Annotated in this window: 9 protein-coding genes; 7 read left to right on the top strand and 2 right to left on the bottom strand. The window is 46.4% G+C overall.

The window, feature by feature from the left end:
• Window positions 1–508: 508 nt before the first annotated feature.
• Both NSQ38_RS30310 and NSQ38_RS30305 read right to left on the bottom strand, forming a co-directional pair.
• Window positions 509–1,351: a 1,4-dihydroxy-6-naphthoate synthase gene (locus tag NSQ38_RS30310; protein ID WP_339785961.1), complete on the bottom strand. Its 843-nt coding sequence runs from the start codon at window positions 1,349–1,351 to the stop codon at window positions 509–511.
• Entirely contained in the window at window positions 1,348–2,253 is a 906-nt protein-coding gene (locus NSQ38_RS30305) for a futalosine hydrolase (protein ID WP_082762993.1), read from the bottom strand. Before NSQ38_RS30305 ends, NSQ38_RS30310 begins: the two co-directional genes overlap by 4 nt.
• Window positions 2,254–3,478: 1,225 nt before the next feature.
• On the opposite strand from NSQ38_RS30305, the gene NSQ38_RS30300 reads away from it, so the two are divergent.
• From NSQ38_RS30300 to NSQ38_RS30270, 7 genes are all read left to right on the top strand, one after another.
• On the top strand, window positions 3,479–3,868 hold the full coding sequence (locus NSQ38_RS30300) for a GntR family transcriptional regulator (RefSeq protein ID WP_091034217.1): 390 nt from the start codon (window positions 3,479–3,481) through the stop codon (window positions 3,866–3,868).
• A complete protein-coding gene (locus NSQ38_RS30295; protein ID WP_339785958.1) occupies window positions 3,861–4,763 on the top strand; it encodes an ABC transporter ATP-binding protein in 903 nt (300 codons plus the stop codon). The genes NSQ38_RS30300 and NSQ38_RS30295 overlap by 8 nt, the downstream gene beginning before the upstream one ends.
• Window positions 4,738–6,765, top strand: a complete 2,028-nt coding sequence (locus NSQ38_RS30290; protein ID WP_339785955.1) for a hypothetical protein — start codon at window positions 4,738–4,740, stop codon at window positions 6,763–6,765. The genes NSQ38_RS30295 and NSQ38_RS30290 overlap by 26 nt, the downstream gene beginning before the upstream one ends.
• Window positions 6,766–7,054: 289 nt before the next feature.
• The gene (locus NSQ38_RS30285; RefSeq protein WP_339785952.1) at window positions 7,055–8,176 is read left to right on the top strand and encodes a hypothetical protein; all 1,122 of its coding nucleotides are present in this window, start codon (window positions 7,055–7,057) and stop codon (window positions 8,174–8,176) included.
• A gap of 94 nt (window positions 8,177–8,270) precedes the next feature.
• Window positions 8,271–9,284, top strand: a complete 1,014-nt coding sequence (locus NSQ38_RS30280; protein WP_339785949.1) for an alpha/beta hydrolase — start codon at window positions 8,271–8,273, stop codon at window positions 9,282–9,284.
• Between the two features lie 52 nt (window positions 9,285–9,336).
• Window positions 9,337–9,873, top strand: coding sequence for a nickel-responsive transcriptional regulator NikR (gene nikR, locus NSQ38_RS30275; RefSeq protein WP_339785946.1), 537 nt, complete (start codon window positions 9,337–9,339; stop codon window positions 9,871–9,873).
• Window positions 9,874–10,159: 286 nt separating this feature from the next.
• Window positions 10,160–11,818: an ABC transporter substrate-binding protein gene (locus NSQ38_RS30270; RefSeq protein WP_339785944.1), complete on the top strand. Its 1,659-nt coding sequence runs from the start codon at window positions 10,160–10,162 to the stop codon at window positions 11,816–11,818.
• Window positions 11,819–11,824: the final 6 nt, after the last annotated feature.

Here is an 11,824-nt window from a genome sequence, read left to right as displayed (position 1 = left end):
CAAACCACAAACCGCAAACCACAAACCCGGTAAGGCTTATACAATCTTGCTGGAAAATAGTGATTCAGCGAAATAAGTGCGGGGGAGTATAAAGGACAGAATCCGATTCGTGTCCTCCTGAATACGACCTTTATTAACCGGAAGTAACCAAGCTCTAAAAAAACAAGACGCAAGGACGCCGCCATCACCCTGGTTGGCTAAGTGGTTTGTATCCATGAATGAACCCCGAATAGGTTTCTACCAAGCTTACTCCTCAGAACACCTCGGGGCGGACTCAAACGAACCGAGCACACGCTATTCGCTGAAAAAACGCACACACCAATTTCTAACGAATCGTAGAAGCGTTATTGTGCGAATTATGCGAGTTGGTCGACGATATGAACGAATTTTAGCCGAATACGGTGTCTGAGATTCTTTAGAATTCTCATACCACGTTATTCGGCTAAATAAGATGTGCTGTGTTCTTTAGATATAGAGCAAAGAGAAGCTAACTCAAATTAAAGTAAAGTTAGATTCGCAACAGATCAAGGTCGAACTCGGGAACGAGTCCTTCGTTCATGGCACGACCAAGCAGTGCAGTGATTGCACCGTAACCATCATCACCCAGGTTTGCGCTGAACTCATTAACATACAGTCCGATATGCTGTGCAGCTACGTCAGGGTCCATTTCTTGGGCATGTTCCATAACGTATGCTCTCGACTCATCCGGGTGCGCCCATGCATATTCAACGGAGGCGCGTGCCCATCCGGCGAGGGCATGAGCGTCCATGTTGCGACGTGCGATGATCGCTCCAAGCGGGATCGGAAGGCCGGTGTCGCTTTCCCACCAGTTCCCAAGATCTGTCATTAGTTTGAGGTCATAGTTCTGGTACGTGAAGCGTGCTTCATGGATAACAAGTCCGGCATCAATCTTGCCGTCTCGCACAGCAGGCATGATCTGGTCGAATGGCATGACAACAATCTCGCCTACACCGCCGGGAACATTTTGCGCTGCCCACAGACGGAATAATAGATATGCTGTCGAGCGTTCACTTGGCACAGCAACCCGTCGTCCAGACAGATATGCTGGATCGGTCGTGCCATTTGCGGTCAGAACCAAAGGACCACATCCTCTGCCAAGTGCGCCTCCAGCAGGAAGCAGAGCATAGTCAGATAACACGTATGGCAGTGCTGCATAAGATATTTTCATCACTTCAGGTGTGTCGGGTCCGTCCGGATTTGCCGCCAGACCATTGGTAATATCAATATCAGCATAACGGACATCCAGCTCAGGTGCGCCCGGGATCAATCCGTGCACCCACGCGTGAAAGATAAATGTATCATTTGGACAAGGGGAAAATGCAATTTTCATGATGTAATAACCTCCCGTAAAATGGAACTTGCAGCCTGAAGCGCATCGAGGGCATCCTTGATGCGCCAAGCGTCGCGGTCGCGTGGACCGACCGCGTTGGATATGGCCCGCAGTTCGAGTGCTGGCACGCCGAACTGCTGGGCAGCTGTTGCCACGCCGAAGCCTTCCATACCTTCGGCGGCGGCATCCGGTACGCGGCGCAATAGCTCCGCGGCCGTCTCCGCTGTTCCGGTCGCCGTGGACACGGTGACCGCAGTGCCTCCGCTGACAGCGAGCCCAGCCCGCTGTAGCTCATGGCGCAGGCGAGCGGCAAGCTCCGCGTCCGCCGCCACAATGGACGAGCCGAATCCGAGCTCGTCCACACTAAGGAAGCCATCTGGCGTCTGCGAGCCCAGATCGGCAGCAACCATGGCGTCGGCTACCACGAGGGAGCCGACGTCTGCCCGGCCGGGGAACCCGCCGCCGATGCCGGCACTGATCACCAGCATGTAGGCTGGTGAATATCCGGCTCCGGCAAGGGGCCCCGGCCTTGAAGATGTGGCAGATGCCTGTGCCACATCGGATGGGCTTGGCGCAGTGGAACCCTGCGCTAACGCCCTAGTGCTTGCAGCCGCTACGGCATATGCCAATGTAGCGGCTGTTCCTGCTGCGGCCGAGGCTGGGCCAACGCCCGCTGCGATGACGTCAAATCGTTCCGCGCCCGTGTCTCCCAAACCACGGAGGACCGCATCTTTCTCCGCATCAACCGCGGTTACAATTAACACACGTTGTGATGAATTTGCTTGTACCGGACTTATATCTGAAGTGTTTATTTCCCCAGTTGAATCCCCGTGGTGTCCATTATTTTCGAATGATGCGTTGGGTTCATTATTTTGCTCTTTATCCTGTCTATGTTCATTCATCTCGGATTCTCCTTGTGAGGTATTCGAAGCGTAACCTATGCCTCCATAATATCTTTCTTACAGCAAGCTTTTAGCTACACTTCTTAGGGTTATTACTGCCTTCTATATTTCCGTGTACATGTATAGTTCAACTTATATAAATGGAATTCGGACATAGTTTTGTCCACTACAAAAGGACATTTATCTTCATTTTGTCTTTCAAAGAGTGGATACTTTTTCTAAAAAGGTACTATACCCATCCTTTAAAATAACACACTACATATAGATTTTTTCGGACGTAAAATTACAAATGATCTATATGTAAAAATCAAACTCCAGAGTGCTTTCTCATGTCTGTGTCCACCCTTTGAAAGACATATCTACAATATGTATGCTCAGTGCGGACAGCACGAGTTGGCGCTCCAAAAGGTCAGATAAACGATTGAAAAGGCTGGAGTCTGCCCCGACTCAATCAACGCTAATCATACATGGACCTTCGGATTTTAAACCAACAAACCAAATAAATAACTGGCCAAGTCTACACCCGATCCCTATATAGTAGCTCATTTGTGCAGACCAGAATTTAAAGCAAGTACATAGTCTCGCTAACTCTAATTTAGCTACCTGCTGAACAGCCAACTACTGTTCAGACAATAGATCTATAACGCAACACAACATATATAACGCATAACAGACCTAACAATCAATCAGGTTAAACGTGCACAAAAAAAGTAACCAAGATACAGTGATTATTGAACAATACTTCATCTCCATCATAACGGAAGGGGAAAGACCTGAACAACCTTTACATGTAATTCTGTCAAAGCGGTAAAGCAAAGGTTTTGGGTAGCTGGCCGCATCACTTCTTCAAGTAGCCACATCTAGCCACATCGCTTCAGATAGCCGTTTTGCCTCACTTCATGTGAATGCCACTCCTGATCCGATCACCGTCCTAAACCGGAATGAACCTGCTTCCCAAAATTATATATGTCAAATAAACCATATAACCTCTCTTTATTAACGTACTCCCAATAAAACAAGAAGTCAAAGTCAACGGTTGACAATTCGATTTAACTGTATTAATAATAGTAGTACAGTTAATACACCTAAGAGTTGAATAGTACGGCACTACAGCTGTACAGCTTAGGTAACGCCTTTTTACACCTAGATATTTGCACATACACCTCAGATACAGTCATTTAAAACCGATAGGTTATTTCACACATGTACAGAAAGGAGGTGCGGGATGTTCGAATTAGATGTACGCAGCCGTAAGGCGATCTACGAGCAACTAGTGGACAAAGTCAAAGAAATGATCGTATACGGTATTCTAAAGCCCGACGAGCAGCTTCCTTCCGTTCGTGCGTTATCCACGCAGCTGACCGTAAATCCAAATACGATTCAGAAAGCGTATCGCGAGCTTGAACGTGAAGGTTACATTTATTCTTTGAAGGGAAAAGGGAGCTTCGTATCATCGTCTGTGGAACATCCGAATGAAGCCATGAGAGATGAGATCAGAGAGTCTCTGGTGAAGTTGATTGCAGAAGCTTCGTATTCCGGTTTGACCAAAGCGGATATGACGCTTTTGTTTGAGGAAGCGATGGCCCGTATAGAGAAGGAGGAGCCTCATGATTGAGCTGAATCAAGTCGTCAAAGCATTTGAACAGGAAAAGGCAGTGGATGGCGTAACGATGCACATACATAAGGGGTCGATCTATGGTTTGCTCGGTTCCAACGGGGCAGGCAAGACATCGCTGCTCAAAATGATGGCTGGCATTTACCGTCAGGACAGCGGGACTGTTCGTATCGAAGATAATGAGATTTATGAAAATATGGATCTCAAAGGCCGCACAATCTTTATGGCCGATTCGCCCTACTTTTTCCCGCAATCTTCAATAACTCAGATGGCTGCATTTTATCGTTCGGTATATCCACGCTGGAATGAGGAGCGGTTCAAGCAACTGGCTACCGTGTTCAAACTGGATGTAAAACGCAAGCTGCATCGCATGTCCAAAGGCATGCGCCGCCAGGCAGCCGTATGGCTGGGACTTAGCTGTATGCCTGAAGTGCTGCTGATGGATGAGCCGATTGATGGCCTTGACCCGGTCATGCGTCAGCAGATCAAAAACTTGCTGTTCCAGGAAGCAGCTGAGCGTCAGGTGACCATTGTCATCTCGTCCCACAACTTGCGTGAGATCGAAGATCTGTGTGACCATGTGGCGATTATGCACAAAGGCCGAATTATTGTAGAGAAGGATCTTGATGATCTGAAGGCCGATACGCATAAAATCCAAGTCGCTTTCCGCCACCCGGACCATGCCAAAGCCATGGATGAGCAGATTGATATTTTACATGAAGAGAAACGGGGAAGTGTATCCCTGTTCATTGTCAAAGGCAACCGACAACAGGTAACCGATCAATTCCGTATACATGATCCGTATCTGCTGGATGTACTGCCTTTGACGCTCGAAGAAATCTTTATTTACGAAATGGAGGACGCAGGGTATGATATTCAACCGATTGTTCTGTAACCGGGGCATCCTGATCCAAAATTTCAGACAGCATGGATGGATAGGCATTTTATTTCTCATCACATTGTTGTTCTCGTTACCTTTATATATTGCTACCGAGTACAGAGATGTGCCACAGCAGATTACAAGTTTGTTTCAGGCCAATGGTGAAGTGCAGATTTTGTTCGCTATCACACTGCCCGTAGCGGCTGGAATCTTTCTTTTTCGGTACATTCAATCTGGTGCACCTTCGGATCTGTTCCATAGTTTGCCGTTACGTCGTAAACATCTATTAACGATTAATCTGTTGACCGGATATGCCATGATCCTGATTCCAATCTGGATTACAACTGCGATTACCGGCTGGGTATGGGCGGTACTGGATCAACCTGCGTTTTTGTTCGATGGCAGTACAATCTGGATGTGGGGCTTGAGCATGAGTATCTACTCGCTATTTATGTTCATGCTAACTGTAGCGGTCGGCATGTGTATTGGTCAATCTGTATTGCAGGGACTCACCGTGTACGCACTCGTCTTGTTACCTGTTGTCGTATGGTTCATTATGTCACTTCATCTCCAGCATTATTTGCTCGGATATGCTTTTGAAGAAGTGGGCTTTAATGCGGAGAAACTCTCACTTGTCCTGCGTGTGGGTTCGATCAGTAACCTCCCTGTAATCCGTCTGGAGTTAATTATCTATGCTATATTTACAATCCTGTTTATTCCTCTAACCTATTTACTTTATGCGAAGAGACAGGTTGAATCTGCTACTCAAGCAGTTACGTTTAAACTTATAAAACCTATATTCCGCTTTGGATTGATGTTTACATTGGTTCTGATTGGCGGAGGTTACTTTACAATGATTGCTCCAAGAGGATCAGCTGGGTGGGGAATCTTCGGATATATCCTCGGCGGAATTGTAGGTTATATCGTTGCCGAGATGATTATTCGCAAAACATGGCTGATCTGGAGCAGCAGGCTGCTACCCAAGCTGATTCTATATGGTATCATCGCTGGTCTGATACTGTACGTACCTATTGCCGACTGGAATGGATACGCCGCTCGAGTGCCTGAAATGAGCAAGGTGAACAGCATCAAGCTTGGTGGGGAGAGTTATACGTACAGTAACGGTGTCAGTCAGAAAAAGGACGATGCTCACCTCTATTCTAATGATCCGGAATACATGGGGGCAGTTATCGCTCTTCATCAAAAAATTGTGGATTCCGATCTTCCTTTACTGGATGATCCGATTAATACAGGTATGCGTAATGATGAGTCTATATTAATTAACTACAAGCTGGATAACGGCAAAGTGATGAAACGTAAATACTACATTCCAGAAGCCGAATTCCATCAGGAATTAAAGGCTCTGAAACAGTCCCAGGATTACAAAAGAGTCGCCTTTGAAACGTATAAGCTCGATGAAGATGCATTAAGTTTCGGCATTCGCTCTGCCATAAGTTCATACCGGAAGGTTTATATTAGCAATCCGGAGCAAGTCCGTGAGTTCAAAGCATTGTTGAAACAGGACATTTTGGATCAGACCTATGAAGAACAGCGCTCCCCGTGGCAGTCGTTTGCCTACGCGGAGATGAATCAGGATTCGTCTTCAAAAGATCCATTTCAACCGAAAGAGATGTGGAATTTTGAGATCAAACCTAGCTATGATCGGGTGTTGGATTGGCTGAAGGAGAACAAATTATACGACCAGTTGCTTGTTCAGGCAGATGAGATTGTCTCGGCTCAGTTTGCGAAGCAGGAGATTAACAGTCCGGGTTGGCTTCAGTGGACTACTCCGCAGCCAGAATATATCGATGGAAATCTAAGTGGTAACAAACAGATAGCGACTAAAAACAAAGAAATCATTAGTGATTTGCTCAAACGTCAACGGTCTGGTTATCTAACAGAGAAAGATACCATTTATCAGATCAAGTTGAATGTAACTCGTGGCGAGAACATCTATATGATGCTGAAAGAAGAGGATCTGACCGAGGCAATGAAAGCTATTTTGGTCAATCAATAAGTTGAGCTGTATACGTTGTTGATTAAATGCGGGAAGGGTTCTCCCGTTGTTTGAAGGGTTGATATTAGACCGGTTAAACTAGTACGACTTGACCAGATACAACGAATGGAATATATTAGAAAAAGAAAAGGTTCGAGCGACTCGTTCAATCGAATCTCATATGGAACGGCTTATGAGGGAAGCACCCGTAAGAGCAGGCAAATGCCTGACTTGCGGGTGCTTTTTTGTCGTTCGCTGATTTCATTGGCTATTCTGCTAAATATTTTAGAAGAAAGGGTGTTAGAGACGCATGCAAACAGAAACGTGGAAGGAAACGATAAATGAACAGGAGGCAATGGAGTGTTGTTCTTCCCTATTGGAACGAACAAACTCACATAACTTCATAGAACATGACGGCCTATTGGAAGAAAAAAAGGGGCGACAGCATATCGAAGATATAGCTACAGAAGATATAGCTACAGAAGATGTAGCTTTAATGGAGACGAGTGACATACTATTCCCTTCTCCAATAGCAGGTAGCCATAGTCACATGATGGATCAAAGTAAAGTCCTGCGTGGTCAATTGTCATCATTCGCTCCTCTTATATTCGGATCACGCCTGCTCATAGGGCTTGTGATTTTTTTCAGTGTAGGCACGATGTATTTTACTTCAACAGCCGAGGCAGCGGGCATAGATCTTGGCGTCACAGCGCAGAAAGCATGGGATTCCGTTCTGAAAAAAGCCGATAAACAGACCCAATTAACCTTGCAACGAGCATACGAGAAAGTGGGGAACTGGAAGACACAAGAGCAGGCTTGGGAACAAAAAATAAAGACACTTCATGCCGCCAATACCGTGGAATTGGAGCGATTACGTGTAGAAATAAGACAAACCGATGATGCGAAGATCGCGGCTCTAGCTGAAAAGGTAAAGCAAACCCAAGCCCGATATGAACCGCTATTCGCCCTCTATAGTTCAGTCAATAGACAGTTGGATGCAGCCAAAGCCATCAAAAATAAGGAATGGAGTGCAGCGATCCGTACGCAGGCCGACACATTGAGACCCGTTGTGCAGGTTGCCAGAGAAGACATTCGGATCAAGAAAAAGGAGCTTGCCGAAGCACGTAAACGGAAGAGCGCTGAGATAAAACGTTTACGAGCTATGCTGGCAGGGGCTGACTCCGCGAAGAAACAGATTCAAACGGCTAAAAAACAGGCGAGTCTGGCTAAAGAACGATATTCCAACGCACTACAACAGTTCAAACAGAGTACAAAGCAAGGCCAAACGTCACGTGTACTCAGCTCATTGAACACATTGGCTTCTGCAGCAGAGAAGTGCGCAGGTACAAAACAAAATATTTATACACTGGAGCAAAAAGTATCCACTACATATGTGAAAGTCAGACAGGAAATCGCCAAGAGACCCAAATAAGAGGAAACCCGGTCCTCTCCGCAACGTACACAACTTTAGATGTAAAGACGCTTCGATGAGATGATGGAACGAGGTGGAACTATTGCAGTCCAAGTTGGAAACGAAACGTACGGGGGCAAAAGGTTTTAAACGTAAACGTTACTGGATTCCCAGCGTTGTACTAATTTTGATCATAGGTTTTATCGGGATTGGTACACAATGGACACCCAAAATAGCTGTATTTTTATTAAAATCATTAATTGAAACTACTAATCCAGATACGAGCAGCAAGGACCGTATGATCTCGGAAGGCGTAACTCGTGTTGTGGATGTACCCTATGCAGACGAAGGGCGTAATGACAGTACGCTGGATATCTATTATCCTTCCGTAACATCGGAACCTTTGCCTGTTGTGTTGTGGGTTCATGGCGGAGGATGGGTCTTGGGTGACAAAAAGGATATCGCAGATTATGCCGTACAATTAGCCAAGCAGGGTTACGTTGTGGTCAGTATAAATTATGCGCTCGCACCGGATACGAAATATCCCATTCCCGTGATCCAGACGAATCAGGCTTTGACTTACGTGAAGAACCATGTCAGTGAGTATCAGGGTGACCCGGAAAACATATTTCTCGCAGGCAATTCAGCAGGTGCCCAGATTGCAAGTCAGACCGCGGCAGTGGTGACGAATCCTTCTCTCGCCAAGCTGATGAATATAACACCAGCCGCCCAGCCGGAAGAGTTGCGTGGGGTTCTTCTATACTGTGGTCCATACAATCTAAGTACGGTAGCCAATACAGGTTTTCCACTCATACGGACATTTCTCTGGTCATATACAGGAGTCAAAACATTCGAAGATTATCCCCGTTTGCATGAAATGTCGACCGTGCTTCAGGCCACAGCAGCGTACCCGCCTGCATTTATTACCTCAGGCAATAATGACCCGTTGACCAGTCAATCGATTGAGCTGGCACAAGTATTGAAGCGCCTTGATGTTGAGGTGGAAACCTTGTTTTTCTCGAACTCGTCAGAGAAACTGGGACATGATTATCAATTTGATCTGGAGAGTGACGCTGGACAACAGGCGATACATTCGGCAGTACGATTCATGCAACAGTATAGTCGATGAGCAGACAAGTCTGTGGTACACTCGAAGCAAATGAGGGCGCAGGAGGAGAAGCATGGCAGATAAAGAAGATTTGACCCGGTTCGGGGTGGCGTTTCCTACACCTCTGATTGAGCAGTTTGACCAGTATATTGAGGAACAGGGATACAAAAACCGATCCGAGGCTTTCCGTGATCTTGTTCGAAAAACATTACTGCAACCTTCTGCATTACAATCCGACCAGGATGTGGCCGGCACCATTGTGATGGTCTACGATCACCATATCAGTGATCTTCCCATTCGTTTGATGGAGCTGCAGCACGAGGCGCATCATGACATCATTTCCAATATGCACGTACACCTGAACCATGACCAATGCCTGGAGGTTATTGCCGTACGAGGGAATCTGGGGCGATTGCGTCATCTGCATCAACAGATCCAGGTGCAAAAAGGGGTATTGTATGCAGAATTGTCTGTGACTTATGTGGATGAACTCAACAAACTGGCTCATGCTCAGAGTCATGATCAGGATGGCAAGCCGGATCAAAGTCTGGATCACAATCAAAGTACCGGGCAGCATGGTCACAACCATCATCATCGCTCTGCGGAGTAAGACAAATACGAGTGTAATTTCTATGAAAGTATAGCAAATCTAAAAAACAGACTATTGGTTAGATGCCAACCGTCTGTTTTTTTTTGTTTGTTATAATACCTGACTCTATAGAACGCTACAAATGCTCGGCTATATAACTATTTAATTATTAATTCTGAAATATGAAAAAATATGGATTATGAAGTTAACTTTGTTGACATATGATTTGTATTTTGTGCTACAATTTCTCTAAAAAGTAACACGAAATAAGTGAGTGAAGTACAACTTTAGAGGGGGAACGACCAGAATGGGCAGATTTTCATGGAGATGGGGAGAGCGAAAAGTTAGAACAGGATTAGGCATCTTGCTTGTATGTTCCATTGGTTTATCTGGTTGTGCACAGGGCACAGCGCCAACAGCTTCATCAGCAGAGAATGGACAATCAGGTACAGCCTTAACCAAAGATGAATTGGTGCTGGCCGTTGGCACCGAACCGGAAGGTGGGTTTGATCCAACAACCGGATGGGGGCAATATGGGTCACCACTTTTCCAGAGTACCTTGCTGAAGCGGGATGCCAAGTTACAACTGGTTAATGATCTGGCTACGGCATACTCGGTTAGTGAAGATGGGCTGATCTGGACGGTTACACTTCGGGATGATGTGAAATTTTCGGATGGGGAGCCTCTAACGGCTGAGGATGTGAAATTTACGTTTGATACGGCTGCTCAAAGTGGATCTGTGATTGATTTGACGAATATGGCTGATGTGCAGGCACCTGACGATAGCACGGTTGTATTCACATTGAAGTCGCCGCAGTCTACATTTATCAGTCTGCTGACGACACTTGGCATTGTACCTGAACACGCCTATGGTGCTGATTATGCGGAACATCCGGTCGGATCAGGGCCGTACAAGCTGGTACAGTGGGACAAAGGACAACAGGCCATCGTGGAAGCCAATGAAGAATATTATGGTAACAAGTCTGCATTCCACAAACTCACCTTCCTCTATCTGGATGAAGATGCGGCCTACGCCGCTGCGCAGGCAGGTACGGTGGATATCGCTGCTATCCCGGCAGCGTTTAGCAAACAACAGGTGAATGGCATGACATTAGAGGCCATGAAAACCGTAGATAACCGGGGCATCATGTTCCCCATGCAACCTGCTGGTGCCAAGTCGGGAGATGGTCTTCCCGCAGGGAATGATGTGACATCTGATCTGGCGATTCGCCAAGCGGTGAACGTTGTGATTGATCGTGAGGCTTTGGTTGAGGGCGTACTGGAAGGGTACGGTCGTCCAGCGTATTCCGTCAGTGATGATCTGCCTTGGAGCAATGCAGATGCTGTATTTACGGATGCCAATCTCGAAGAAGCAAAGCGCATTCTGGCATCTGGTGGCTGGGTGGATGCGGATGGTGATGGTATCGTTGAGAAAAACGGCGTTAAGGCCGAGTTCAATCTGCTTTATTTTGCAGGTGATTTAACAAGACAATCTCTGGCGTTAGCTACTGCGGATATGGTTGCCCAGGCGGGAATTAAGATCAATGTTGAAGGCAAAAGCCGTGAAGAGACAAAAAAGATGGCTTACTCCAACGCTGTATTATTTGGTTGGGGCAGTCATGATCCTTTGGAAACGTATAACCTCTATAGCAGTACCCACAAGGGAGAAGGATATTACAATGTAGGACTGTACAGTAATCCTGTCGTGGATTCATGGATGGAGAAGGCCCTTCAGGCAACCAGTGAGGAAGAGGCATTGCCTTTCTGGCAGAAAGCGGAATGGGATGGCACAACAGGTTTCAGTTATCAGGGGGATGCACCTTGGGCATGGCTCGTAAATATAGATCATCTGTATCTTGTTAAGAACGGCCTGAACATTGGCGAGCAACAGATCCACCCCCATGGTCACGGCTGGCCGGTGACATCCAATCTGGAGGAATGGTCCTGGGATAACAGCACGAAATAAGAAGCT

The organism is Paenibacillus sp. FSL R7-0313 (genome assembly GCF_037969885.1).
GTDB lineage: Bacteria > Bacillota > Bacilli > Paenibacillales > Paenibacillaceae > Paenibacillus.
Note: the sequence above shows the minus strand (reverse complement) of the source record. Positions and strands in the feature narration are given on the sequence as shown.